Below are 23,917 nucleotides of genomic sequence, written 5' to 3'. Positions count from 1 at the left end.
GAATCACATTCATAAAAGAAAGCGAATTCTTCTGCATGGCTAAAAGTACGAACCCTGTTCAGGAGGAGCACCGCTCTGCTGCGAAGCTGGACGCCGTGGACCGAACGCTGTTAAGCCTCCTGGCCAGCGACTGCGCACAAAGCTATGCGCAGTTGGGGGCACAGCTTCATCTGTCTGCGCCTGCCGTACACGAGCGTGTGAAGCGACTCAAGCGAGACAGGGTGATCCTGGCCTCGGTGGCCAAACTGGACGCCGTCTCCCTGGGCCGACCCTTGCTGTGCTTTGTTCAGGTCATGACGAACACCATTGCTCGCACGCGCCAGATTGCCGCGCTCACGGACCTTCCCGATGTCGAAGAAGTGCACACGGTGACGGGAGACTGCGGACTGCTCATGAAGGTACGCACGCGCGACATGAAGTCATTGGAGGCGCTGTTGGCAACCATCCATGACGTCGATGGCGTCGCGGGCACCCGTACGCAAATGGTGCTGTCTACATTGATGGAGCGCGGGCCTAGTGCTTCGCTGGTCTAGCTGGCGCGGTCGGACGGCGGGGCGCTTCCCGTCAAGGATGCGGAAATTGTGCCGCCGCACGCCGGGCATCGAGGTTTGCCACCTGCTGAAAGCGCAACAGGCTGCGCCAACCCTCCGTCGTCAAATCGCGAGCGCGCTCGCCCACGATCAGCATGAGCGGTCGCCAAGTCGAGCGCATCAACAGAACCTTGTCGATCGATTGCGATGCCCTGGCGATCTCATCAGGAGCGCCACGCTGCGAAGCCAGTTCGGCTAACGCGCGGTAGCCGTCAGCGCTCGCCCCGCCTCGGCGCGCATCGAATAGTTGAAGCTGGAATGGCAGAAGTTGCTCTTGTCGCCGAGCTTCGTGATGTCTTGCTCAAATTCTTCAAGCAAGCTCGGTCGCGCGCAGCCGATTCGCGGCATGGTCTTTTTCTCCTGTGGCATCGGGCTCGAATGTTTCGATTCACCGCATTGGCCAAAGCTCCCAATCGCCCGAGATCAACAGCCCAAAAGGACCGCGCCGCGGCGGTGCCGAACGCGCGGCCGTCATGCGTCTATGCACGGCATTGCCGCCGACCTCATCAAGCTCGCCATGCTCGCAGTGCAACGCACCATCGACGAGTGGGACTGGCCACTGCATGTAATGCAGATGCACGACGAACCGGTTTTCGAGATGCCCGAGACGGAGGTCGACTGGGCGCGCGGCAAGGTGCCGAAGTTGATGGCCCGTGTGGCGTCGCTGAAAGTGCCGTTGGTGGCCGAGGTCGGCATGGGTCCGAACTGGGATAAAGCGCACCGAATACACGGAAGGCATCGCGCCCGGGGGCCCGCGCACGGGTCTCGGCTCACTGCCCCGCCGCTTCGCTTAGACATCGGTCGCATCGTTCGCGAGGACATGCGCGCAGCGCATCCGGGATACGCTGCCGTCAACCTCCGGGAGCCTGACCATGTCAGCAAAACTGAAACCCTTCGAGATGTTGCCTGCCGCGCTTCGAGCGGGCGTTGCACCTGCGCACACATCGGTGCCGACCGGAGTGCGTCCGGGCTTGCCAACGGTGATCCGGCCGACCATGCCCAACATGGGCCCGACCAGTCGGATCTCCACGCAGCCTGGGAATCCGTCAATGGCACCCCGCGTGGCCAACACGAGACTGGATCAACTGTCCCAACGGCACGGGAAGCCGCCGAACGTGTCGTCGACGCTCTACGAGACGCCCCAGCACCTGCGGGCAGACACTGGCCGGCCGACGAAACCAGCCCCTCCAGCCGATGGGAACCCCGACTTCCTCAGACCGGGATTTCGGCGTGCGAACAACCAGCCAGCGCAGTCGGCGAGCGACGGAATTCCCGATAGCCTCAGGCCCGGTAGCCAGCGCGCCACCATGCCGACCCACTCGCACGTATCGATGCCAGAGCCCCAACCTCAGCGCCCCTGGCCGTCGTACGAGTCCATGCGGTCATCGCTTTCAAGCACCGTGCCGGCGCATCAGTTCGTACCGGACGCGGTGAGCATGCCCGATCCCAGGCATTTTCAGGGGGCAAGTTCCACCGGTGTCGGGCCAGGGGGGCGCATGCCTCCACCGCCGCTCTATGAGCAGCCGCAGAAGCAAGACAATGGATGGCCGCGACCGTCGGTCCGGCCACAAGGACGTCCGTACTCGCAGCCACAGACGACCATCTACAACAGCGGAAACTCTGCGGCGGCCTCCTCCCATTCCCACCGCCCGACCGCGGCTGCATCGACCCGCCCATCATCGTCGCTGCACGTGGGGGCCGTACAAAGCAGGCCGACGTCGATACCGACCACCGCGCCTTTGCACCCGACCCACGCTCAGTTCGCAGCATCGCAGCAATCCGAAACCGAGACGAGGGAGGTCCGTGACGAATTCAAGTTCCGTAGGGAAATTGGGAACATGAAGCAACAGCTAAACGGAATGTACAAGCAGAAGAAGGGATTTCTAGGTCGTCTGTCCGATGTGGACAAGGCTCACAATACCCGCATTGCACAATGCTTGACGGTCCTCGATAGGCACATGGTCGGGAACAGGAACTTCATAATTCATGTCGACGGAAAACCTGCGGGCATGATGTCCATGTCCGTGCCGCCAGATGGCACTCCTGGCGACGATGGCGTCAAGCTTCACGGACTCATGTCGCTTCCCGGTACAAAGGGTGTGGGTAGAAAGGCCATCGAGCAGGCAGTGCAGCTTGCGATGCGCGAGGGCCGAGAAGGCCGGGTTGACCTGGAGTTCCTTGAATTCTCCAACTCGCATGATGTCTATAAAAACTTCGGATTCCGACGCAATGGAAACTGGGACAGTAATAGCATGTATCTCTCACCTCCTGATGCAAAGGACTTCCTGAGAAAGTCCGCTGGGAGGTCACCTAGTTTCGTGTCCACTGGCAATTGATAGGCCTTATCTTGAGCTCCATCATGGCCGTGGCGCTGAGCGTCGGCCCGGGCGGGTCCGTCTTGTTTCGCAGTTGCCGCTACTTGAAGTCTCTTGTTGTCTTGGAGAATGCCTTGCCGCCCTCGATAACGGCGATGTAGACGCCGGCCGTCGATGCGCCTCTATCGTCAACGCAAGCAACTTCGGCGGGGTTCGCAACGCCGAGAATTTGTTCTGCGGCCGGGTCCAGGTGAGCGCGAATGGCCGTTGCGTCGCTCATGGTGGCTGCCAGTTTCTATGGCACCAGCGATGAGTTGGACTGCGGTGCAGTTCAAAGATGCCTCCCACGTTGCGATGCCCGCTGAATGGGCCTTCTTGAAGCGCTGCGTGAGCGTTTGCGCAGCGCGCGTAGCAACATCCTGGAAGGAAGCGCGCCAATGGCGCCTTCCATCGAGCCGCGGCCGTCCAGGACTTTTTGCCATCGCGTCGAACCATGCCTGGTCAAGACGAACAAAGCCACCCTTGAAGCACAGCTCTCGTGCCTGCTTGACTACCAGCGCCGTCAGGTCCGAAGGAGCTGCCGATGAACATCGCATTTGACTTCGGTGCGAGCGCACGACTCACCCCGCGGTAGAAGTCTGTCACCTTCACATAGAACAGCGGATCAGGCTTGATTGAACAATAAAATTGTAAATATTCAGTGAATTCTTGCTTACCCTGAAGCGTTCGAGAGTGAGTCGGCGCATTCGAGGCCACACCTAGCGTTGCAGGGTTTTCGCTCACAGCATGTCCGGAGGACGGCGAACTTCTATCGCCTCATGACCGCTCGCGCTTCAGCTAACAAAACAAGTCCCGGGGCCGGATGAAGCGTTGCTGTCTTACAATGTGTATCATGCGGCGCACAGGCCGCCCGAGCCTTCTGAATATCCTCATCATGCCTACTCCGCTATCGGAAGCCGAGATTCACAACTTCCGTGCCAGGCTGTGCGCAGAGGCGGAACGTCAGTTTCTTCGCAGTGGCGTCGATGCCGTTTCAATGCGCTCTCTCGCCAAGGCGCTCGGCTGCAGTCCGACCACGCCATACACGTACTTCAAGAACAAGGGAGAGATCCTTGCCCTGGTTCGCGCATCCATACTGAACCGACTCTGCGAAAAGCTGGAGAAAACGGAATGCGAGGATGCGCGCCTTTGGACCGGAGCCCACCTGAAAGCGTGCGTCGACTTCGCCTTCAACGAGCCGGAGTCCTATCGGCTGATCTTCGACATGTACCAGTCCGATGAAGATGAGTACCCGGAGCTTGTTCGCGCCAACGCTAGAACATTGCACGTCAACTATGCCTACGTGGAAAAGCTCATCGAACAGGGCCATTTGGAGGGTGACGCGCAAGAACTCGGCTACATGTTCTTTGCGGAGCTTCACGGCCTGATCGTATTGCGCATGACCGGGCGTCCTCGCACAACGAGGGAGCAATTCGACAAGAAGTGTCAAGACTACTTCTCCTGGATCACGCGCGGGCTTCGGCCGGCACGCGCGACATCGGCGACCCCAAAGAGGACGGCCGCCAACGCGGCGGTCGAACCGCTCTCCTCCAAACGTCGAGATACACCGGCTGCACGGTAACGCGCGACAGCAACCGGAACTCGTCCGCTCGTCACGACGCTTCGCCGACCCGGCGGCCCCATCGCTCGCCAACCGCTCCCTGCGGGTTCCAGTTGCATGCGCGACCATTAGATTGACAGTGTAAATAATAGCGGATAGATTTCGCGCTCTGCGTCAATCTGGCGGCGTCGGGCCTCCTGCGCGATGAAGCCAACCGGAGGCCACCTGAACTCATTGGATATCCAAGCGGCGGCGCGGTCATGGCTTGAGACTGATGCAGTCAAGCCGTGCGTTGACAAGACTTTCTGGCTGGACGCCGCCGCCCTCGTGCACAAATACCTGGAAGCCGGCAAGCATGTCGGAAAGATCATCCTGTGCATCCGACAAGAACGGCAGCAATGACTCTGTCCCAATCGACGCGGCCTGCAGGAACTCGCTGGCAACGGCAAGGTTCCGAACCTTATGTGAAAACCGCGATGAACGATGCTTTGGATGCTTGGCATGCGTACGTGGAGTCCAAGGACTCCGCGCGCCTGCTTCGACTGCTTCACCCCGAGTCGTGTTCGAAAGTCCGGTGCTACATACGCCGTAGCATGGGAGCGAAATTGCGTTCAGGTACTTGGACAGCGCCATTTCGATATTGACGCAGCCTAGCTTTCGCTACATGAATGAATGAATGAATGGCAAGGCGGAAGATCTGCCGTCCTCGAATTCGAAACCGAGATCGAAGGCATCAAGATCAATGGGGTTGACATCATGAACTTCTGCTCCGAGGGCACACAGATCATTAGGTTCAAAGTGATGGTGAGGCCATTAAAAGCGATTCAGTTGCTGCAGCGGCTGAAGTTCGAGAGGATGTCCAATGGCTGAACCGGACACCTTTGATGCTTCTGAGACCTCCCCAGTTCGCATGAAACTGCTTCACGCACACAAAACATTTTTTTCAAGCGGTCCGCCTCGATTCAATCGTCCAACGAGGCTCGAGGTTATTCAAGGCAAGACAATGAGACATTGCAAGAGCACCCAACGCCGTGTCCATTGCCGGACCTCAAGTCGATCGTCATCAACCGGCTGGCCTGAATCATCGAGGGACGACAAGTTCCATGTCGGAAACAAAGACCGCCATCGTGACCGGTGCCAGCCGTGGCATACGGCACGCCGCTGCCCAGCGATTTCGGCAGCTTGGCTGGCGAGTGATCGCGGTCTCGCGCACAGTTCCGCCCAGCGAGTGCCCATGGAGCGCGAGCGGCAACACCCACATTTCGCTGGACTTGGTCGATCCGCAGCAGATTCTCAAGACCGTGGAAGCCTCGCGGCCGTTGCCGGCGAGCACCAAGCTGCATGCGTCGATCAAGAATGCCGACACTTCGCCCACAGGCCCAAGCGGCACTCGCGTCAATCGCTCACTACCGGTCTTGGTGCTCGGCAATCGATGTACAACACCAATTTCTATGCGCCCTTGGTGCTGACCAGAGGATGCGCTCAAGAACTGTCCAACGCACGTGGTGCCGCGGTCAACTTGTGCTTGATCGCGGGCCATTGCGTTCACCGTTTTGCAGGTTCGGCATATGCCACTTCAAAATCGGCATTGGCCGCGTTGACGCGAGAGATGGCCAATGACCTGGCACTCTTGAATGCGCGAGTGAATGCCGATCCGATCCAGCTTGACCTGCCGGCGGGACACGTCGTTCGACATCCTGAAATGCTTTCATAGCCGCGCAGCAGACCTGCTGCGCAACATGATGCATGCACCAGACGGAATTCGGCACAAGCAAGCGTCTTTCGGCGCCTCTATCGAGCGACTCACTTCAGAAGACCACCGCCATTTCGCAGACGATGAGCAGATTGCAAACCTCGAGAAAGAGATCATTCATGTCCGCTACCACCATCTTCGATCGAATCTGCAGGCCTTACGACGGTTTCTCGCAGGTCGTCGAACAGCTCGATCTCCCTGCGCAGGAAGGCGAGTATCCATCTCTGCTCCGTCCCGCTGGATCGGACAAGACAACGGCACTGATGCTGCAGGCGGGGATCGAGACGCCCGCCGGCGCGGAAATTCGTCTGATCGGGGGCTCGCTGCGAACAGCTTCCACGCACACACGAGGCCTGCCCAATGCGGCGCCTAACGCATCACCGCGCTTTTTCGAAGACACGAGTCCGACTTTGCTCCCGAAGTTCGTGAGTTGGCCCTTTGAATGAAAGAGTACCGGGCTAGTGCCCGGTACGTTCCTAGGGCCCTGCCGAAACGGCTTGATGCCGAACGGGAGCGCGCGCTGCAAGTGAATTGCCCCACCCGTCCGGGCCGCACAACATCGGCTCTTCGCCAGTCTTGACGTGGCTTCGTCGCAGATCACCTGAGCGCAAGCCACATCGAAGACGATGCATGCGATCGCACCACGACCGACGTGGTCGTCTGCACCAACCAGCGCATGGCGCTTTGCATCGTCCCGCATGCCACTCCCTTCATCGCCGATATTGCAGAGGCTGCTGCCTGAGATAGAAATCGAACCATCGCGCCTTCCGGCAATGGGCTACGAATTGCAAGAAGATGTGGGACCGGTGACATGCCTCGAACACGGATTTCCTACACCGCTCGTCCGATGGCATTCCCACGAGGAGTTCGAACTGCATCTGATCGTCGCGACCTCTGGAACTGCTTTCGTCGGCGACTGGATCGGGCCGTTCGAGCCAGGCCATCTCGTGTTTTGTGGCGCAAGGCTGCCGCATAACTGGATCTCGCTGGATGCACCGCTGGCGGGAGTGATGCTTCGTGATCGGGTGATCCAGTTTCTGCCCGAGGCGACCCTCGAAGCCGCACTGAAATTCCCGGAGATGCATGAGGCTGCGCGCATGCTCAGGCGGGCGCGCCACGGCATCGAGTTTTTCGGCATGGGACCGATGGCCGAGCGGCACTGGCTCAAGATCAAGGCGGCACGCGGGCTCAAACGCCTCTGGCTATTGTGCGAGTTTCTGGCGGAACTCTCGCAATGCGCCACCTATCGTCTGCTGTCGAACACACGCACAGAAGAAAGCGGAATTGACGAACTGCATGCGATTCATGAACTGATCGCCCGGATCGCCAATGACCCTGCCATGCCCCTTACCGCTGCGGGCATCGCTGCCCAACTGGGCATGAGCATCGGTCGTTTCGGACGACTCTTCAGGCGCTGCACGGGCTGCAGCTTTCCCGGCTACCTGAATCAGGCGCGCGTGACCCGCGCCAGCTATTTGCTGATGGAATCGGGCGAGATCGTCCAGGTGATCTGCCGTGCGGCCGGCTTCAGCAACCTTGCCAACTTTAATCGGCAGTTTCTGCGCATCAAGGGAATGACGCCGACGGAATTCCGCAGGCAGAGTCGTCTGCGACTCGGCAGCTTTGAGGCAACTTCCCCAACTCCTCCCCAGGACGTCGATGCGCAATGAATTCTCGGGGGATCGAGGGCGAAGTCCTTATCACTTGTGGCTCAGGTCACGCTAGCGCATTTCCTGCTGGAACTCAGCGTGTGAATCCAGTTGTCGTCGGTCGATGTATCGCCGGCCACCGAGGCGCGGGCCTGAAGGGTTTGTTTCATGGTTTCGGACAGGCACAGAGGCGGCGCGGCAACCATCTCTCAGTGCCCGATTTTATCGACTTACCCCGGTACGGAGGACTTCATGTTTCCAGATGCAGCCGCCATGCTTTCAAGCTGGTAGCCTCTTGCGTAGACGTTGCGCAGCGTGACGTCGGCGCCCGCGCAGAGCCTGATCTTTCGCCGCAACTGGTATATGTGCTGCTCTATGGATCGACTCGCGAGGTCTTCCTCCATCTCCCAGATACGGGCCAGCGCGCGGCGTGAAACGACTCCACCCACCGACTGAAACATCATCCGGGCGAGCGCGGTCTCGCGGCCCGTGAGTTCAACTGACCGGCTCGCAGTCACCAGCTTGCGCCCCGCCACGTCCAGCCTGCAGCACCCGCAGGTCAGTGTCATGCTCTGCCGATGCGGGCCGTCGGCACGGCGCAGCGCGGCGTGCACGCGCGCAGACAGTTCGGCCGCAATCCAGGGTCTGGACACGAACTCATCCGCACCGGCATCCAGGGCAATGGATGCCGACTTCGGTGTTTCTCCTGTACCGACGATGACCGAGAGGCCTGGCAACTGCTGGCGCAATTGACTCATTACCTGCTTCCAATCGTCGCAGAGGCCGTCGACGTCGATGAGCATCAGGCGGCTCTCCACTCGGCGCCAGCCGCGCATCAATTGCGTGAGGTCTGGGAAACCAACTGCGTCGAACCCCACCGAAGCCAAAGTGGTTTGAAGACGCTCGCGGCCCGCGCTATCCGCCATCAAGATACTCGCTCTTTCCAAAAGATGTCCTCCCACTAACCAATATTTGCCTTAGCAGCTATCAGTCGTTCAGACGCCAGCAGGCATCCATAACGCAACTGCTTTACGAGAAGCTTAAGGCAGCAATCTGGTAGCGACAACAGTTCGGCGCGTGTAAATCTTGAGATTTGATTTAAAAAATACGCCGTCGCAAATCAACTTTCTCTCGATCGAGAATTCATGAGTTGGAGCATCTCATCCGTGAGATTTTGGGCTTGCGCACCCCATGTTCTTCGGCAGTTTCAGGCGGCTTCGCCTCCGCCCTCGCGCTTGTATTCGTCCAGGTCGATGTTCAACGTCTTGGTCTTGCGATATGCCGTGGCGAGGTTCAGGCTCAAAGCCGCAGCCATCGATCGCACGGAACCGCCATGACGCCGCAGCGCAGCCTGCAGCAGGCTGCGTTCGATCATCTTCATCGACTCCTCGAAAGAGCGGGTCGGCGAGCCCGCGTTACGGCCGTCGACGAAGAGAGGCAATCCGAGCACGAGGCGATCAGCGCAGCTCTTGAGCTCGCGCACGTTACCTGGCCAAGCGGAGCCGAGCAACATCTCGTGATGCTCGGCCGTCAACGACGGCATCGGCATCTCGTAAAGGGTGGCCGCCCGATGCAGGAACACTTCGAGCAGGGAAATCACGTCGCCGAGCCGGTCGCGCAGCGGCGCGATGCGTAGCGAGACCACATTGAGTCGGTAGAACAGCTCAGCCCGAAAGAGGTTGCGGTTGCTGAGGTCGCCGAGGTCGGCTCGGGTCGCCGCCACGATGCGGAAGTTGACCGGGATGGGTTTGTTGCTGCCAAGCCGCTCGATCTCGCGCTCCTGCAGCACCCGCAACACCTTGCCCTGCATCGCCAGCGGCATGGCTTCGATCTCGTCGAGAAACAGGGTGCCATCCTTTGCATGCTCGATCTTTCCGATGCGCGGCTTGTCGGCGCCGTTGAACGCGCCTGACTCTTGGCCGAACAATTCCACCTCGAACAGGCTCTCCGGAATAGCGGCACAGTTGACTGCAACGAAATTCCCCATGCGGCGGGAAAAATCGTGCAGGCAACGCGCGACCAGTTCCTTGCCGGTGCCGGTCTCGCCCTGCACCAGCACGTCCGCGGGCGTGGGGGCCACTCGCAGCACGAGGTCGCGCAGTTCGCGCATCGGCGCACTCTCGCCCCGGATGATCTTGCCGATGCCCGAAGCCGCTGCAAGCTGTCGTTTGAGTTGGCGATTCTCGAGCACCAGCGTATGGCGGTCTGCCGCCCGGGTGATCACGGCCAGCAAGCGCTCGCGGCTGAACGGCTTTTCCAGAAACTCATACGCACCCGAGCGGATCGCGTGAATTGCCGTCGGAATATCTCCATGCGCCGTCATCAGCAGTACGGGCAACTCCGAATCGATGGCCTTGACCTTGTCTAGGACGAACAGGCCATCGCCCCCCTCGGGCAGCCGCAGGTCTGTGAGCACGGCCGACACGGGTTCTGCGCCCAGATAGTCGATGGCGGTCGTCGCATTGCCGAAGGGAATCACCTCGAAGCCGGCCAGTTCGAGGGAGCGTTGGACCGCCTGGCGGAATGGCGGGTCATCCTCGATGATCAGCACGCGCCGGGACTCGCGGGCCGATGGCTGAGCCTCGACAGGAGAGGGGGTCAAGTTCAAGTTCAAATCGGTTCTCGGGCGGGTCGCACGCCATCGCATGAGAGGGAACGGGCACCGCGGCGACGCTGGATACTCATGGGTACGGCACATGCGGCAGCGTGATGTCGAAGAAGGCGCCGGACGAGTATCCGTTCCTAGCCTTGAGATCGCCGCCCATCGCGCGCAATGCGTCACGCGAAAGCGCCAGGCCCAGGCCAAGTCCCTGCCCAGCCGGTTTTGTCGAGAAGAACGGATGAAACAGGCGACCGTGGATATCCGAGGGAATGCCCGGGCCATTGTCGCTGATCGTCAGTGTCAACGTGCTTATACCCGCTACGCATGTGAAGCGGATGACACGAGAGTCCTGCACCGCCATCGCATCGATGGCGTTGTTGACCAGGTTCACGACCACGTGCAGGACTTGTTCCTCATGAGCCTTCGCATACACCTCTTCGCGCAATCCCTGTACCTCGCACGGTGTCTGTGCGAACCGCGACTGCAGAAGCGCCAGGGCCTCTTCCACCACGGCACGCAGTCCCAACGTTTGCAGCGGCGAGTTCTCTCTCACAGGAAAGGCCGCGAGCTTCGAGGTCACGTCGGTCAGGCGGCCGCAGATCTGGTGCATAGACCGCAGGTTCTGGTGGACCTCGTCAACATGCCCGTGGGTCGCGAGTTCCATAGTCGTCTCGGCCAGCAAGCGTATCGATGCCAGCGGCTGGTTGAGTTCATGGTTCACACTCGCCACGAGATACCCCACATTGGAAAATCGCTGCGCGTAGGCAAGGGTCTGTTCCGACTCGCGCAGTTGCTGTTCGGACTTGTCGTGCAAGGCGAGCAGGGCAAGACGCGCAGACAAGCTGTGAGAAGCCCGCGTGGCTTCATGCCGCAATGCCGCGCAGAAAGCCTCGTAGGCGCCGCGGCTGTCGGCGGTTCGCTCGAGAATGCGCGCCACTAGGCGCTGGGCCTGCGGCAGCTTGGGAGAGCGCAGGCCTTGCGAAAGCCAGCGGACGGCGCGCCTCGCCTCGCTGAGGGCTGCGCCGAAACGCCGCTGCTCGAACTGCAACTGCGCAGACCGCAGCCACGCCAAGCCTGTTGTGCCAGGATCACAGAGCCGCCGGGCAAGCGCCAGCATGTGCGCGAGCGCCGTTCGCCGCGCTGCACTGTTGCCGCGTTCCCGTGCGATCTTCGCCTTCAAGTCCAGCACCAAGGCTGCCTGCGGCCCTTCGGAGGAATCGACCTCATCGACCGTTGGCAATATCGCCGATGCGATATCCAACTCTGCCATCGAAAGGGCGATGGCACCGTTTCCGGAAAGTCGACGCGAGAGTTGCAGCCGCGCTGAGGCCTCGACCGCATCGAGGCGTTGGCCGAGTGGTGCAGGCGCGGCACGGCGCTCGGCGCGAGCACGCTTGGCGACGTGGACCGCCGCGAGATAATTGCCCTCGCACTGATAGGATGTCGCAAGCAGCGATCGGCAGCTGGCCGATTCGACAACGCGCCCCATCCGGTCGAAGCGGTCCACCGCCTCGCTCAACAGAGCCTGCGCCAGATCGTGTTCGCCGACTTCCATGCAGCAGCGGCCGCGCAGCTTCAGCACATGCGTGGCCCCCCAACGGTCGTCCAGGCGTTCGAGCATGGGCTGAGCCTTCAGGCACATCGCATACGCGCTGCAGGCATCGCCCAGCTTCAGCAGAATCTCCGCAGCACGCTGCAGGCACAGCAGCAGCGTCGTTTCGACCATATCTTCCGTAGCCCGAATCGCCTGCGCCACGAGGCGCCGCGCCCGGTCTGCATCGATCCTGGCGCAAGCGCTCGCCATCGAAAGGCACGCGTCCACACTCGCGGGCAATCCCTCCTTCAGCGGAAGGTAGGGCCAAAGGGACGGACGGTCCTTCTTGTCCCCAAGGGGCGCGAACACTGATGTCACGGTGAGAGGGCAAGACCGCGATGGCTGCACAAGAGCGCATCTGGCGCATCGCCGAAGAAAATGATCCCGAGCCTAGCAAACTTTCATGCTCGAAGCCACGCATACTCGCCCGATGCGATGCCCTCGAAGACGTCATCGATCGCGCTGCTCATGTGATCGCGCCAGTAGCGCCCGTGCTCAGCGTAGTGCACAAGCGTGTCCGCGAACCATGCGCCATCGATGTCCTCCGTCATCGGCACTCGCAGGATGAGCAACACGCCCCCGGTTTCCGGATTCACGCCCAGTTGCGCTTGGTCTTGTGCGTAGACCAACAAGTTCGATTCGAGCATCATGCGAAAAATGCGCAACGTTCGTCCGGCTGTCACGATCCCGTAATCGAACTGCATATAGATTGCGTCGGGATCGTCCTCGAAGTGATCGATCAGGACTGTGAATCCCTCGACTTCCAACGTCTTCGTTTCCAGTACGACCCTTGGGTCACCGAGCTCCGTGGTCGTGCAGAACTCGTTCACAAGTTCTTCATACCGTTCGTACGTCATGCCGTCCCTTCGCCCAGCGGGTTGTGTCGGACCAACATGGCCAAGCGTATCAGTAAGTCCCGGCGCTGCGAGGTGGTGCGCGGGCGCTGCAGGTCGAACAGGACCAACGGCAGCAAACAGAAGAAGGTCTGACGCATTGCATTGGCGGACGCCCGGTGAGGTGGCATCTGCGCCGTGAGAGTCACCAGCAGGTCGCGCACCCCCGCGAACCCGTTCGCCTCGAACAACGCGGCGCTTGATGCGGCATGCATCTGTCTCACCGTGCCAAGCCAGGGGCGCCGCCAGCCCTTCGTGCCCGGCCCCCAGGCTACCTGCAGCAACCTGAAGGCACCCGCCCGGCATAACGCCGGGGCGCCACCGGCTGCGAGTGCTGCCACTGCCCAGTCGGTCTCATGCGTGCCAGCGGGCCCGATGCCCGACAACGCACGCACCGCCGTGACGGGACGCACGCGTCCCTTCATGCGCCGCGGCGCCGCGCCGTCGCGGTCGCCATCGCCGCTTTCTTCGCTGGAGCCACCATCGGAGGAATCGTCCTGAGGCGCGGCGTCTTTGTCGTGCCCTGCGCCAGCGTCTGGTCCCTCCTCTTCCGCGACGTCGTCGTGCGCGCTTGCGCCTCTTTCCTCGTCGCCATCCACCCCGCCTGCCTCCTTATTCCCCGCCAGCACGGCACTGGCGCCGCGCAAGTCGCTCCCGCCCCGACGTGCGAGGGGACGGGGTTTCAAACGCGCGAGCATCGCACTCGCCATGCCCCCTGGACGAACCATCGCGAGAGTGGTGCGGATCGTCGCGCCCTTGTAGCGCGTCATCAGTTCCCCCATGGACCTCGCATGCTCCTGGGCCTGCCGTGCGGAGTTCTGCTGTGCATGCACGAGAGCGGCTGCACGCATCGCCTTCATCGAGGATGCACTCATGTCGCAAGCATCCCGGTCAGGCCATGGCCAGGCGCATCATGGACTGCGCGAACTCGAGCACCAGACGCGCACCCCAGGGGGCCGCAACCAGCAGGGTGATCACGACCGCGATCATCTTGGCCCCCTGCCCGATCGCCTGTTCCTGCAGCGATGTCACCGCCTGCACGAACGCGATCAGCAATCCGACCGTTGCGGCCACAATCACGGCCGGCAGCGATACGAGCAGGCAAAGGAGCATCGCCTCGGAGGTTACGCGTGCAAGGTCTTCCGTTCCCATTGCAGGGCTCCTAGCGATAGGTGAGCACGAGCCCGTGCAGAAGCATTGACCAGCCGTCCATCACGACGAACAGCAAAAGCTTGAAAGGAATGGCGACCTGCGTAGGCGTCACCTGCGACAGGCCCAACGCCAGCAGCACATTGGCGATGACCAGGTCCACGACGATAAAGGCCAGGTAGATCAGGAACCCGATCTTGAAGGCCTCCGTCAACTCGGACAGAGTGAAGGCCGGCGCAAGGATCATGAGGTCGTCGGGCTTCACCTGCCTGGCTCGCTCAGGTGTCCAGATCGCTGACACCGACTTCAGGAAGAACGCCTTCTCTCGCTCGTGCGCGTGCTTGCTCAGAAAACGGCGCACCGGTTCGCGCGCGGACTCCAGCACCTGCGCCATCTGGCGGCCCCCGCCGGCGGGCTCGTTCTGCTGGCGCTGCAGCGCATCGAACGAATCCATGAACATCGGCGCGACGATGTAGACGGACATGATCATCGCAATGCCATTGAGCACCATATTGGGCGGCACCTGCTGCACACCGAGTGCATTGCGCACCAAGCCCAGTACGACCACGATCTTGGTGTAGGAGGTGACCATCATCGCGGCGAACGGCAACAAGCCGATCGCGAACACGAGCACCAGCAGCGGGACGACTTCAAGCTGAGCGCCGGGCTGCATTGTGGGTGTTCATGTGAGTGATGCGGGCGCCCAGGCGGTCGCCAACGGATACCAGTTCGGCGGTACCGATCACGCGGCCGCAGGAAACCAGCTTGACGACGGCGTTGGACAACGGCGCCGCAAGCTCGATCACGTAGCCTTGTGCCATCGCTTCGATCTCTGACAGCGGCAGCGCCACCGTGTCGATCTCGAAGCGCACGGGCACATCGAGATCGTGCGGCAACGACACTCCTGCCGCTTCGCCACGCTCGTCGCCTTCATGGGCGAGCGCATCGTCTTCGTCGATCATCTTTCCTGCTCCTTGAATCGTTAGAAATGAGTCGTCCACTGTCGCGCCCGCACGCCAACGCCTTCCAGCACGAGCCCCGAAGGCCACACTGCACGCGGCGCTGGCGTCTTCGAGCCCCCAATTCAGCAGCAGCACATCGCCCAGGCACAGCGTGGCCAGCAGGGAGCGACGCAGGTCCCGGCTGGACAACGTCACGCGCCCCGGCATCGACAATACGGGCGCCAGACGCGAGAAGAAGCGCGCGGGGGCCAAGCGCGTCTGTAACTGCAGGCAAACGGATTGCGGCAATCGCGTGAAGATGAATCCAGCGATGGCCCGCCCCTCGCGGTGCAGGCTCACCCACCCTGCGGACGGAAGCTCTTCGTGGCGGTCGCGCATAGAGACGAACGCGACCACGCGAACGCCGCGCATTCCGATCGCTTCCAGTGCCTCGACAAGTGGCTGCAATAGTGCTTCGGCCGCCAGTTGCTGAAGAGCGGGCGTGATTGCCATGACGCCGGGCGCCGCCACCGCGAGCGAAGGAAAGGCGGGTGCGCTCAGGTACGCCTCCACGGTGCCATCCAGAGTCTCCAGCGATAGGCGATACACAGCGAAGACGGGCCGATGAGCCATCGGCTCGAAATCCACCCCCGCGACTTCGAGCCGCCAGCCGCTGCGCAGCCGACGGTTGTGCACCAGTTGCGACGCGGCCGCGGCCGCCGCGTCCACGCGGGCCAGACGATCGGCGATCGGGGCGATGACGGCACTGGATAGATTCATGAGGGGTCGAAGCTGATGGATATCTCGCGCTTGCGCGAAAGGGACGTCTCGAGAAAGTCGATCAGGTCCCGCCGCCCATCGGACAATAGGGCGAGAACTTTCGCGTCCTGCGAACAAAAGCGAAGAACCAACCAATGCGACGAAAGCGACAGATGCAGCGTCGTGCCGGCAACAACGTCGGCGCGCAGTAGCATCTGCACCTGCCAGTCGCCGGTTTGCGCGACCGCGCGGTCGTTGCAGAACGTCGCAACGGTTTGTGCGACGTCACGTACCAGCGCTGTCCACGGCGCATCGGCCGGCGGTTGCGGCGCGAGCAGCGGTTGCGGCGCGAGCAACGGGTCCGGGGGGGCCGTCTCGGGCGCGGCGACGTCAGGCTCGGCATCGTCGACTTCGGGAGAGCCGCCCGAACTCTGCGTGGGCGGTGGCTGCGGCGGTATCGCGGCAAGTTCCTCGGCCGGCTCTTCCTGCGCATCGAGGTCCGGCGGCAACCCGAGCACGCGGCGCTGTCGCAGTAGATCGGAGAATCTCTGCGTCACGCCCCCCGGGCCCGCGGGACGCGCGGTCTGGCCGACCAGGGGCGCCGGTATGGGTGCGGGGCGGTGCGTGCGCGTCGACATGCCAGGCGAAGTTTCAGACCGACACGCGGCCGACCGGCTCCAGCCTCACGCGCGAGCCGAGTTCTTGGAACGAGTACACCGACAGCCACCTCATGTCGGTTTCGATGATGCGGCGTACGTAGCGCCTGATGTCCATCGACGTCACCACCGCCACTCCCGCCTGGGGCTGCGTGCCTACGAGGTCCGCGATGTTCTTTGCAATTGCTCCCATGGTATCGGGCGGCAGCGCTAGGTAGTTGCCGGCTGGGGTTGGCTTGATCGCCTCACGAATCATTTTCTCGGTCGCCGGGTCCAGTAGCACGGCCGACAGCACGCCGGTTCCGCCCGTGGCATGGTGCGTCAGGTAACGGCCCAGGTCGCCTCGAACGTACTCTGTGAGCATGAGGATGTCCTTTTCCTTCGGCCCCCAGACGATGAGGCTTTCGCAAATGGCGCGCATGTTGCGGATCGGCACTTGTTCCTCGAGCAGGCGCCTGAGCACTTCGGAGATGCGCTGCAGCGGAAGCACTTTCTGCGCCTCGGCGACCAGGCCCGGATAGTCCGCCCCGACCCGCTCCAGCACCCACTGCACCTCCTGGATGCCAAGGAAGAGATGCGCCTGGTCATGCAGGACCATCACAGCATGACGGGCAACGGCCTGCTCGTGCGACAGCACCGTGTCGCCGGCGGCCTGTAATGCCTCTGTATCCGCAAGCCAGTGGCTCACGGCCTCTCCCCCCGCAGGTCCCGCGGGCTCGCAGCGCTCCTGTATTTCGGCCGAGGGGTTCACGACCAGGCGCTTTCCCGGCAACAACACCCCTTCTGCCGTGGGAACGTCATGCACCAGAACGCCATACCCATCCTCGGCCATGCCGGGTAGCCGCCACAGCCGGATGCCTGGAAACGGGAGGCCGAGTTGCTCCTGCAACGAGTTGCGTTCCTTCTCGAAGGCGGAGCCCAGAAGCTCGGAATCGAGCGAGTCCGCGAGCGATCCCGACAAGGTCACAGCGAGCGGACAACTGAACGCGGCCGGGGCGTCCTCGATGCCACTGGCCTCGCCCTTGGCGCCTTCGCGCTGCAGCCCCTTGAACGGGCTGGCCTCAGGGTCGGATTGCCGGCGCATCTGCACCTTGCGGCCGACAAACGCCAGCACCGCGGCGAGTATGAGGAACACGAACCACGGAAACCCCGGCACCACCGCAAAACCGCAAAGCAACGCAGCAGCCAGGTACAGGGCCTGCGGGTTCGACGTCATCTGGCTCGCTATCTCGGCGCCCAACGCCTTGGGCTTCTTCGAGTCGTCGGCCACACGCGTGATGATCACGCCCGCAGCGACGCAGATCAGCAGCGACGGGATCTGCGACACCATAGCATCGCCGATCGAAAGCACCGCGAACACATTGGCAGCTTCCGCCGCCGGCATATGGTGGTACGTGATGCCGATTACGATCCCTGCCAGCAAATTGATCGCGGTGATCACCAGGCCCGCGATGGCATCGCCCTTAACGAACTTCATGGCACCGTCCATGCCGCCATGCAACTGGCTTTCCATCGCTAGGTGGGCGCGTTTAAGGCGAGCTTCATCGCCTGTCAAATGCCCGGCACGCAGATCGGCGTCGATGCTCATCTGCTTGCCCGGCATCGCATCGAGCGTGAACCGGGCACCCACCTCGGCTACCCGCTCGGAACCCTTCGCGATCACGATGAACTGGACGATCGCAATGATCAGGAATACCACGACCCCCACCACGAGGTTACCCCCGACGACAAGGTTGCCGAAAGCCTCGATCAGATGCCCCGCGTCCGCATTGAGCAGGATGAGCTTGGTGGAAGCAATGTTCAGCGCCAGCCGAAACAACGTCGTGAAGAGCAGCAGCGAAGGAAACGAACTCAGTGCCACCGCATTCGGGATGTATAGCGCCACCATCAGCAAGAGCACGCTGACCGTGATATTCACCCCGAGCAGGATGTCGATCATGAGGGTCGGCAGGGGGAACACTATCAGCGCGAGGATGGCCACGATGGCCAGCAACGTGCCCAGTTCTTCTCCGTACCCTTTCTTCTTGCGAGCGGGTCGGACCGCGGCTCGACTCATGATGCGCCTCCCTTCGTGCCGCGATCACCTGGCGTGCCGCCCAGGCGGTCGACCCAGCGCAACACCGCGGCCACGGCCTCGAATAGCTCCGCGGGAATGGCCGCGCCCGTGTTCAGCTTGTGCAGCGCGCGAGCGAGCGGCGGATTTGCGAATACGGGCACGCCGAACTCTTCCGCGAACTTCCTGATCATCAGCGCACTCTCGTCGACCCCCTTGGCCACGACGATCGGCAGTCCGTTTTCATTGGCCGCATAGCGGATCGCCACGGCGAAATGCGTCGGGTTGACCACCACCGCACTGGCAGTTGCCACCGCTTTCTTCGCGGGCGGCCCCTGGGCGTCTTCGCGCTGCAATTGCTTTCGCTGCCCCTTCAGCTGGGGATCGCCTTCCTGTCCTTTGTACTCGCGCTTGATTTCGTCCTTGGACATGCGCTGGTCCTTCATGAAGAGCCAGCGCTGTATCGCGAAATCCACCGGTGCCAGTGCGATGAACAGGACGAGCCCGATCATCAGCATCTTGGTCAGTGCGGACCACGCAATGGTGCCGATGCCGGCAACAGACTGATAGGTCGAGCCGCCGATCAGCGGCAACAAAATCAGGATCACCTGCCAGACGGCGGTGCCGATGATCACCGCCTTCGTCAGCATCATCAGGAACGTCAGCAGCGACTTCACTGAAAAGAGCTTCTTGGTCCCCGCGACCGGATCGAGCTTCTCCGGCTTGGGCGCCACGGCTTCCATCGATATGCGCAGGCCGATGTGCGACATCAGCCCGAGCGCCGCAAATATGGCGGCAGCTATAACCAGCGGCATGATGGCGATGAGCAGCTGCAGTGCCATGTCCTGCATCCGGCGGAATATCTCGTAGATCGGCAGGTCGCCGTTGCCGAAGTCCAGCGCCAGCCGCAGCACCATATGCAGCCGCTCGACGATGGAATCGGCCGTTGCATCCAGGACAATCACCACGCCCAGCATCGATGCGGCAACCGCTACGTCCTGGCTCTTGGCAACCTCGCCTTTTTCGCGGGCCTTTTCCAGCTTGTGCTCAGTTGGCTTTTCGGTTTTCTCGTCGGACATTGGGATCGGTGCGCAGCTGGTGCTCATGAAAGAACAGGCGGGCGGCCTTCGCTTTCGCGCCGAACCTCATCGCTGCCCGAGCCTAGGGCGCACCGTATCGAGACAAGGCTGCGGCAGCGAAGCCACGTGCGGTAACGCGATGCACACCGCTGATCGGCCGCGCCTTGACAAGCTCCGCGTCGGGCTCCAACCTTGCTCGCCCGGTATCACCTCATGACGTTTTCTCACTCCGATCCGCCCTGCGTCGACACTTCGATAGATTTGCTGGCATCGGCCGCTGCCGGCGGCCGCGACCTGCTCGAAGGCATGCGACTCTCGTCGGAGGCAGTCATCTGCGCCCGCCACGAGGAAGCCGGCGACGCCGTGCTCGGGCAAGCGCTGCTGTTGCAGGCGCACTACGCGTACAGGCGCTTCGACTACACCCTCGCATACGAGTCGGCTCTGGAGGCGAGCGCTGTCCTTCGGCGTTGCGACGACGTGCGGCGGCTGGGACAAGCTCTCAACTACTGCGTCATCACATGCATCGAGACAGGCGACGTGGTCCATGGCCTGAAGCATTCAATCCGTGCCCTCGCCCTCGCCGAAGCAGATAACAACCTCGGCCAGCAGGCTAAGCTGGTGCACAACCAAGCCGTCATCTTCGAGATGCTTGCAGACCACAGGACCGCACTCGAACACCTGGAAAGAGCCGCCCGGCTGTTCGAACGTGTGCCGAACGGCCAAGCCGGCGCCTTCTCTGCGCGGGTCAACGCAGCCGGCATCCACCTGACCCTCGCGGAGAGTCCCACCCCAAAGGGAATGCCGCAGCGAGAAGCCGAGGCGTCCGTTCTGTCCCGTCGTGCCGCCGCGGCCCAAGAGCTTCCCGATCTGCTGCCACAAGCCGATCCGGCAGCACTCCAGATGTGGCTCGCCATCCAGATGCGGCTTGGCAACATGGACGCGGCGCGACTAGCCGCGGTGATCGGCATCGGTGCGGCACGCCGCAACCGCTGGAGCGAACGGTATCGCACGCACGCCATGCTGGGGCTGGCCGACTATCACCTGGGGCATGGCCGCGCCCACCGCAGTGTGCTGTGCCTCAAGAGCGCCGTGAGTAAGCTGCGCGCGGCGCAAAACCAGTCTCATCTGGCAGCGACCGAACGCCGTCTGGCCGCTGTTTACGCGCACATCGGCGACCATCAGCAAGCCTTGTGGTGGATGCGCCAGGCCGAGCACGACAACGCGCGCGTGCAAACCGAATTCGACCAGCTGCGGCGCCACATCGGCGAGTCCCAACGCCAAGCGGAACGCCGCCGCAGCCTTCGCGAGGACGTGCCGGTGCACGTCCAGAGGCTGGACGTCATCGGCCGGCTGATCTCGGAGGTCCATCACGCGCTCGCCCAGCCCATCGGGGCCGCACGCACCACGCTGCGGCGGCTGATCGACGCCGCCGATCCAGCCACCTCGCCACTGCATCTGGGCGGGGATCTGCGGGAAGTCGTCGAACAGATCGACACCGCATCCTCGCTGGTACGTCAACTCAAGATGTTCTCATACCGCGCAGCCCCTCAACCCAGCGAGGTAGATCTCGAACGGGCCATCGCCCAATCATGGGAGGACGCTTCCCTCTGGCGGCATGGCCTTGGACGCAAACTGACGGTCATTGCGTCCCAGCGCACCGTGGTCCACGTCGATGCGCAGCGGCTGGCCGTGCTGCTGAATATCCTGTTGATCGAGGCCAACCGGATGACAACACCCAATGAACTAATGTCCGCGCATATCGCCAGGGACGCGACGACCTGCTGCATGAAGCTGAGCCTGGGCGACGCTTCGCTCGACGTGAAGCTGGTCCGCGCCCGAGTCGGCATCACGCTCTGCGCCGAAATTGCCAACGAGGTGGGCGGCCGGCTGACGTGCAAGACAGAGCCTGGACCAAGTGTCGCCCTGCTTCTGAAGCTCCCCCTCATGAGCAGCGCGTGATCGAGCGCCGCTCGCGCACCGCGCCGGAATCCTGATAGACACCGTACCAACTCAGCACCGATTCGACATAGCGGCGCGTTTCCGGATAAGGCGGTACGCCCGACCATCTCTGCACGGCCCCCTCACCCGCGTTGTAGGCCGCGAGCGCCAAGTCCAGCCGTTGCGGATAGCGGTCGCGAAGTGTCCGCAGGTGGCGCGCCCCGGCTCTCAGGTTGACGCCCGGCTCGAGCAGGCGGATCGCCGGATCCGCGACGCCTAGCCCAGAGGCGGTGGCCGGCATAACCTGCATCAGCCCCACCGCGCCCTTGCGGGACACGGCGCGCACATCGAAGTTCGACTCCACGCGCACGATGGCCTTCATCAACGGCGCCTCGTGACCATACAGCGCAGCCACCTCGTCAATCAGCCGGGACACCCCATCGTCGCCCCGGGCCGATCCGACATCGGGCATCGGCGCCGCGTCCGGAGGGATCACCCGGGCAGGAGGCCACACCTCGAGAACCATCCGCCCGCAGGTCGACACAATGTCCAATTGGCCTCGCGGCGACGGCCAGCCCGTTTCGAGCATGAGACCTCCACGCTGCTGCTGCGCATCCGCGTGCGAGAAGAGACAGTGCCACGACAGGATCAGCCCGCCGATCCGGCGCATGTGCGATCGCATGTCCGAACCGCCGATCAAGCCTGTACCGGAACCGCAATGTCACGGCGGGCCAGCGTGTCTGCGGGCGTTTCGCGAAAGTGCTTGCGGTACGAGGACACCAGCGTGGAGCGGTTGCGAATACCCCACCGCGCTGCGGTCTCGATGACGGTCTGGCTGCAGACTTCGGCGTTCAGCAGGTCGCGGCGAATACGTTCGACACGGGTGCGCCGCAGCACCTCGATAGGCGTCATGCCAAGGTGGGTGCGAAAGGCCGACTGAACGGCGCGTTCGCTGACCCCGACGTGCTCGGCGATCTCGCGCACGCTGAGGTCGGCCCGGTCCATATGCGCGAGCAGGTAGCGGTAGCCGCGGCGGTACTTCGCGGGCAGCGCAAGCTCCATTTCATCGCGCGTCTCGATCGTCCGACCGTTCATCGCCGCACGGGGCAAAAGTCCCTGCATTTCATTGCGTAGGCACATCGCCGACTCGAGCGCATACCGCTGATAGTGCCGAAGACCCTCCTCGCTCTGTCCGGTCATTTCGCAAAGCTTGGCGCGGCAGTAGGAAAGTTCGAAGTTCCATCGCTGCGGAGCCTCTCCATGTCGCCCGGACAAGGGCTCGAGCAGGCTACGTGTCAGTTCCGCGTTGCGGTTGGCAACGGCGACGAGCGCTGTCTCGAGTCGGCACTGCCGCTCCGGCCCGGCCAAGTGCATCTTGCGTAACCTTGCTAGATGGCCGTGCGCGGCATCGAGCGCGCCTGCATCGCCCATGCCTGCGCGCACCAGCGATATCAGATGTTCCAGGCGCTGCACCAGCAAAGGCCGACCTGCGGCCGCGACCGCGCAGGCATTCAGGTCGACAAGCAGTTCCACCTCGTCCGGGCGTGCACCGGCGTACGCGGACTCCGATTGCCAGAAGATGTGGTCGGCAAGCGCTGCATTCGTGCGAATCGCATATTGCGCCGCCAACTCCACGCGCACGATCCGCAGAAAAAGATGCAGCGATTCGACCACCTGCGCATCGCAAGAGCCGGCCTTGGCAAGCCGCTGCGCTGCGTCGTCGAGCGCTTGGCAGGCCACGTCGTTGCGGCCGAGCGCATGGTGCGTGAGACTCAGGCCGGCAAGCGCCTCGATCTGCTGCGGCAACGTTGCGGCATCGTCCTCCGCCACTCGCTGGAAGCTGTTGGCAGCGGCGCCATAGCGGCGCTGGTAAAGGCTCACGAATCCGATATTGCGGCAGGAGACGACACGCACTTGGCCGCGCTGAGTCGAGATGGCGGCCGTCAGCGCCAATCGGTAGATATCCTCAGCCTCCTCGGCACGATCCTGTGCCAGCATCAGGTCAGCTGCAAGCGTGGCGTGCTCCATCGCCGACTCGCCTACATGCACGCCTCCTGTCGCCTCCAGGGATTCGAGCGCGAGGGAGGCGGCATCCTGCGCCGCTCCGTCGAGGACCATGGTCCGCAGTGTGGTGGAAACACAAGCGCGGGTCATCGCGCTGAACATGAAGAAAAACATCGACACTCTTTCTTTGTGTGTTTATGAATGCAAAGGCCATCGTAGAAGTGCTGCCTCTCGAACAATTTCATGAATGCTCAGCCTTGTTTCGTTACGGAGCGTGCGACGCCGAAAAGGCAAAAAATCTCATCTTTGAGAGCAGGCGGTACCGCGGTCACATGGCGTGTC

Annotated in this window: 26 protein-coding genes and 2 pseudogenes; 11 read left to right on the top strand and 17 right to left on the bottom strand. The window is 62.4% G+C overall.

From position 1 onward, the window contains the following. The first annotated feature begins 95 nt into the window (after positions 1-95). Positions 96-533 (top strand): Lrp/AsnC family transcriptional regulator, encoded by a 438-nt coding sequence (locus BM133_RS23720; protein ID WP_256219328.1) that lies wholly within the window; start codon positions 96-98, stop codon positions 531-533. Between the two features lie 31 nt (positions 534-564). Here the strand turns inward: BM133_RS23720 and BM133_RS35580 are convergent, their stop codons facing one another. Continuing rightward, positions 565-687, bottom strand: coding sequence for a hypothetical protein (locus BM133_RS35580; RefSeq protein WP_256219327.1), 123 nt, complete (start codon positions 685-687; stop codon positions 565-567). Between the two features lie 98 nt (positions 688-785). Beyond that, positions 786-938 (bottom strand): hypothetical protein, encoded by a 153-nt coding sequence (locus BM133_RS35235; protein ID WP_177224927.1) that lies wholly within the window; start codon positions 936-938, stop codon positions 786-788. Positions 939-988: 50 nt separating this feature from the next. Here BM133_RS35235 and BM133_RS35575 point away from each other — a divergent pair. Then, positions 989-1,311 (top strand): annotated as a pseudogene (locus BM133_RS35575) (DNA polymerase); the annotation flags it as partial. Between the two features lie 69 nt (positions 1,312-1,380). Here BM133_RS35575 and BM133_RS35570 read toward each other — a convergent pair. Next, the gene (locus BM133_RS35570; RefSeq protein WP_256219338.1) at positions 1,381-1,620 is read right to left on the bottom strand and encodes a hypothetical protein; all 240 of its coding nucleotides are present in this window, start codon (positions 1,618-1,620) and stop codon (positions 1,381-1,383) included. 808 nt (positions 1,621-2,428) lie between these two features. Here BM133_RS35570 and BM133_RS23710 point away from each other — a divergent pair. Then, on the top strand, positions 2,429-2,926 hold the full coding sequence (locus BM133_RS23710; RefSeq protein ID WP_143100203.1) for a GNAT family N-acetyltransferase: 498 nt from the start codon (positions 2,429-2,431) through the stop codon (positions 2,924-2,926). A gap of 79 nt (positions 2,927-3,005) precedes the next feature. On the opposite strand, the gene BM133_RS34790 is transcribed toward BM133_RS23710, so the two are convergent. Continuing rightward, positions 3,006-3,185 carry a hypothetical protein gene (locus BM133_RS34790; RefSeq protein ID WP_143100202.1) on the bottom strand — a complete coding sequence of 60 codons (180 nt, stop codon included), beginning with the start codon at positions 3,183-3,185 and terminating at the stop codon, positions 3,006-3,008. A 654-nt stretch (positions 3,186-3,839) separates the two neighbouring features. Between BM133_RS34790 and BM133_RS23705 the strand changes: the two genes are divergently transcribed. The 7 genes and pseudogenes from BM133_RS23705 to BM133_RS23685 all read left to right on the top strand — a co-directional run bounded on the left by BM133_RS23705 (position 3,840) and on the right by BM133_RS23685 (position 7,928). Continuing rightward, the gene (locus BM133_RS23705; protein WP_177224926.1) at positions 3,840-4,526 is read left to right on the top strand and encodes a TetR/AcrR family transcriptional regulator; all 687 of its coding nucleotides are present in this window, start codon (positions 3,840-3,842) and stop codon (positions 4,524-4,526) included. 183 nt (positions 4,527-4,709) lie between these two features. After that, positions 4,710-4,907 (top strand): zinc-binding dehydrogenase, encoded by a 198-nt coding sequence (locus BM133_RS23700; protein WP_093439164.1) that lies wholly within the window; start codon positions 4,710-4,712, stop codon positions 4,905-4,907. A gap of 270 nt (positions 4,908-5,177) precedes the next feature. Next, on the top strand, positions 5,178-5,375 hold the full coding sequence (locus tag BM133_RS35370; RefSeq protein WP_218158400.1) for a hypothetical protein: 198 nt from the start codon (positions 5,178-5,180) through the stop codon (positions 5,373-5,375). Between the two features lie 233 nt (positions 5,376-5,608). Further along, positions 5,609-5,758, top strand: a pseudogene (locus BM133_RS35785) (SDR family NAD(P)-dependent oxidoreductase); the annotation flags it as partial. Continuing rightward, on the top strand, positions 5,740-6,219 hold the full coding sequence (locus BM133_RS35230) for an SDR family NAD(P)-dependent oxidoreductase (RefSeq protein WP_177224925.1): 480 nt from the start codon (positions 5,740-5,742) through the stop codon (positions 6,217-6,219). The pseudogene BM133_RS35785 and the gene BM133_RS35230, both read left to right, overlap by 19 nt. A 158-nt stretch (positions 6,220-6,377) precedes the next feature. Beyond that, positions 6,378-6,704: a P-loop NTPase family protein gene (locus BM133_RS34785; protein WP_143100201.1), complete on the top strand. Its 327-nt coding sequence runs from the start codon at positions 6,378-6,380 to the stop codon at positions 6,702-6,704. 252 nt (positions 6,705-6,956) lie between these two features. Then, a complete protein-coding gene (locus BM133_RS23685; RefSeq protein ID WP_093439160.1) occupies positions 6,957-7,928 on the top strand; it encodes an AraC family transcriptional regulator in 972 nt (323 codons plus the stop codon). Positions 7,929-8,137: 209 nt separating this feature from the next. On the opposite strand, the gene BM133_RS23680 is transcribed toward BM133_RS23685, so the two are convergent. The 11 genes from BM133_RS23680 to sctU form a co-directional block, all read right to left on the bottom strand. Beyond that, positions 8,138-8,710, bottom strand: a complete 573-nt coding sequence (locus tag BM133_RS23680) for a response regulator transcription factor (RefSeq protein WP_218158399.1) — start codon at positions 8,708-8,710, stop codon at positions 8,138-8,140. Between the two features lie 404 nt (positions 8,711-9,114). Continuing rightward, positions 9,115-10,458, bottom strand: a complete 1,344-nt coding sequence (locus BM133_RS23675) for a sigma-54-dependent transcriptional regulator (protein WP_256219326.1) — start codon at positions 10,456-10,458, stop codon at positions 9,115-9,117. 130 nt (positions 10,459-10,588) lie between these two features. Further along, positions 10,589-12,412 carry an ATP-binding protein gene (locus BM133_RS23670; RefSeq protein WP_093439154.1) on the bottom strand — a complete coding sequence of 608 codons (1,824 nt, stop codon included), beginning with the start codon at positions 12,410-12,412 and terminating at the stop codon, positions 10,589-10,591. A 92-nt stretch (positions 12,413-12,504) separates the two neighbouring features. Next, on the bottom strand, positions 12,505-12,960 hold the full coding sequence (locus tag BM133_RS23665) for a CesT family type III secretion system chaperone (protein WP_093439151.1): 456 nt from the start codon (positions 12,958-12,960) through the stop codon (positions 12,505-12,507). Further along, positions 12,957-13,871, bottom strand: a complete 915-nt coding sequence (locus BM133_RS23660) for a hypothetical protein (RefSeq protein ID WP_143100199.1) — start codon at positions 13,869-13,871, stop codon at positions 12,957-12,959. The genes BM133_RS23665 and BM133_RS23660 overlap by 4 nt, the downstream gene beginning before the upstream one ends. A gap of 16 nt (positions 13,872-13,887) precedes the next feature. Then, positions 13,888-14,148, bottom strand: coding sequence for a type III secretion system export apparatus subunit SctS (sctS, locus tag BM133_RS23655; RefSeq protein ID WP_093439146.1), 261 nt, complete (start codon positions 14,146-14,148; stop codon positions 13,888-13,890). Positions 14,149-14,158: 10 nt separating this feature from the next. Continuing rightward, a complete protein-coding gene (gene sctR / locus BM133_RS23650) occupies positions 14,159-14,818 on the bottom strand; it encodes a type III secretion system export apparatus subunit SctR (RefSeq protein WP_093439144.1) in 660 nt (219 codons plus the stop codon). Next, positions 14,796-15,866: a type III secretion system cytoplasmic ring protein SctQ gene (sctQ, locus tag BM133_RS23645; RefSeq protein WP_093439141.1), complete on the bottom strand. Its 1,071-nt coding sequence runs from the start codon at positions 15,864-15,866 to the stop codon at positions 14,796-14,798. The genes sctR and sctQ overlap by 23 nt, the downstream gene beginning before the upstream one ends. After that, positions 15,863-16,483 carry a type III secretion HpaP family protein gene (locus BM133_RS23640; RefSeq protein ID WP_093439139.1) on the bottom strand — a complete coding sequence of 207 codons (621 nt, stop codon included), beginning with the start codon at positions 16,481-16,483 and terminating at the stop codon, positions 15,863-15,865. Before BM133_RS23640 ends, sctQ begins: the two co-directional genes overlap by 4 nt. 13 nt (positions 16,484-16,496) lie before the next feature. Beyond that, the gene (gene sctV, locus BM133_RS23635) at positions 16,497-18,557 is read right to left on the bottom strand and encodes a type III secretion system export apparatus subunit SctV (protein ID WP_093439136.1); all 2,061 of its coding nucleotides are present in this window, start codon (positions 18,555-18,557) and stop codon (positions 16,497-16,499) included. Then, entirely contained in the window at positions 18,554-19,660 is a 1,107-nt protein-coding gene (gene sctU, locus BM133_RS23630) for a type III secretion system export apparatus subunit SctU (protein ID WP_093439133.1), read from the bottom strand. The genes sctV and sctU overlap by 4 nt, the downstream gene beginning before the upstream one ends. A gap of 186 nt (positions 19,661-19,846) precedes the next feature. Here sctU and BM133_RS23625 point away from each other — a divergent pair, with 186 nt between their 5' ends. Further along, the gene (locus BM133_RS23625; protein WP_093439131.1) at positions 19,847-21,592 is read left to right on the top strand and encodes a sensor histidine kinase; all 1,746 of its coding nucleotides are present in this window, start codon (positions 19,847-19,849) and stop codon (positions 21,590-21,592) included. On the opposite strand, the gene BM133_RS23620 is transcribed toward BM133_RS23625, so the two are convergent. Further along, positions 21,576-22,241: a lytic transglycosylase domain-containing protein gene (locus BM133_RS23620; RefSeq protein ID WP_256219325.1), complete on the bottom strand. Its 666-nt coding sequence runs from the start codon at positions 22,239-22,241 to the stop codon at positions 21,576-21,578. The two genes, BM133_RS23625 and BM133_RS23620, sit on opposite strands and share 17 nt — an antisense overlap. Positions 22,242-22,267: 26 nt before the next feature. Continuing rightward, positions 22,268-23,749 (bottom strand): helix-turn-helix domain-containing protein, encoded by a 1,482-nt coding sequence (locus tag BM133_RS23615; RefSeq protein ID WP_093439126.1) that lies wholly within the window; start codon positions 23,747-23,749, stop codon positions 22,268-22,270. Positions 23,750-23,917: the final 168 nt, after the last annotated feature.

Source organism: Variovorax sp. 770b2 (assembly GCF_900115685.1).
Classification (GTDB): domain Bacteria; phylum Pseudomonadota; class Gammaproteobacteria; order Burkholderiales; family Burkholderiaceae_C; genus Variovorax.
Note: the sequence above shows the minus strand (reverse complement) of the source record. Positions and strands in the feature narration are given on the sequence as shown.

Coding starts and splice junctions, on each gene's coding strand:
- BM133_RS35580 (WP_256219327.1), bottom strand. CDS start 687: ATGCTGATCGTGGGCGAGCGCGCTCGCGATTTGACGACGGAGGGTTGG.
- BM133_RS35235 (WP_177224927.1), bottom strand. CDS start 938: ATGCCGCGAATCGGCTGCGCGCGACCGAGCTTGCTTGAAGAATTTGAG.
- BM133_RS23710 (WP_143100203.1), top strand. CDS start 2,429: ATGAAGCAACAGCTAAACGGAATGTACAAGCAGAAGAAGGGATTTCTA.
- BM133_RS34790 (WP_143100202.1), bottom strand. CDS start 3,185: ATGAGCGACGCAACGGCCATTCGCGCTCACCTGGACCCGGCCGCAGAA.
- BM133_RS23705 (WP_177224926.1), top strand. CDS start 3,840: ATGCCTACTCCGCTATCGGAAGCCGAGATTCACAACTTCCGTGCCAGG.
- BM133_RS23700 (WP_093439164.1), top strand. CDS start 4,710: ATGAAGCCAACCGGAGGCCACCTGAACTCATTGGATATCCAAGCGGCG.
- BM133_RS35370 (WP_218158400.1), top strand. CDS start 5,178: ATGAATGAATGGCAAGGCGGAAGATCTGCCGTCCTCGAATTCGAAACC.
- BM133_RS35230 (WP_177224925.1), top strand. CDS start 5,740: ATGGAGCGCGAGCGGCAACACCCACATTTCGCTGGACTTGGTCGATCC.
- BM133_RS34785 (WP_143100201.1), top strand. CDS start 6,378: ATGTCCGCTACCACCATCTTCGATCGAATCTGCAGGCCTTACGACGGT.
- BM133_RS23685 (WP_093439160.1), top strand. CDS start 6,957: ATGCCACTCCCTTCATCGCCGATATTGCAGAGGCTGCTGCCTGAGATA.
- BM133_RS23680 (WP_218158399.1), bottom strand. CDS start 8,710: ATGCTCATCGACGTCGACGGCCTCTGCGACGATTGGAAGCAGGTAATG.
- BM133_RS23665 (WP_093439151.1), bottom strand. CDS start 12,960: ATGACGTACGAACGGTATGAAGAACTTGTGAACGAGTTCTGCACGACC.
- BM133_RS23660 (WP_143100199.1), bottom strand. CDS start 13,871: ATGAGTGCATCCTCGATGAAGGCGATGCGTGCAGCCGCTCTCGTGCAT.
- sctS (WP_093439146.1), bottom strand. CDS start 14,148: ATGGGAACGGAAGACCTTGCACGCGTAACCTCCGAGGCGATGCTCCTT.
- sctR (WP_093439144.1), bottom strand. CDS start 14,818: ATGCAGCCCGGCGCTCAGCTTGAAGTCGTCCCGCTGCTGGTGCTCGTG.
- sctQ (WP_093439141.1), bottom strand. CDS start 15,866: ATGAATCTATCCAGTGCCGTCATCGCCCCGATCGCCGATCGTCTGGCC.
- BM133_RS23640 (WP_093439139.1), bottom strand. CDS start 16,483: ATGTCGACGCGCACGCACCGCCCCGCACCCATACCGGCGCCCCTGGTC.
- sctV (WP_093439136.1), bottom strand. CDS start 18,557: ATGAGTCGAGCCGCGGTCCGACCCGCTCGCAAGAAGAAAGGGTACGGA.
- sctU (WP_093439133.1), bottom strand. CDS start 19,660: ATGAGCACCAGCTGCGCACCGATCCCAATGTCCGACGAGAAAACCGAA.
- BM133_RS23625 (WP_093439131.1), top strand. CDS start 19,847: ATGACGTTTTCTCACTCCGATCCGCCCTGCGTCGACACTTCGATAGAT.
- BM133_RS23620 (WP_256219325.1), bottom strand. CDS start 22,241: ATGCGCCGGATCGGCGGGCTGATCCTGTCGTGGCACTGTCTCTTCTCG.
- BM133_RS23615 (WP_093439126.1), bottom strand. CDS start 23,749: ATGTTTTTCTTCATGTTCAGCGCGATGACCCGCGCTTGTGTTTCCACC.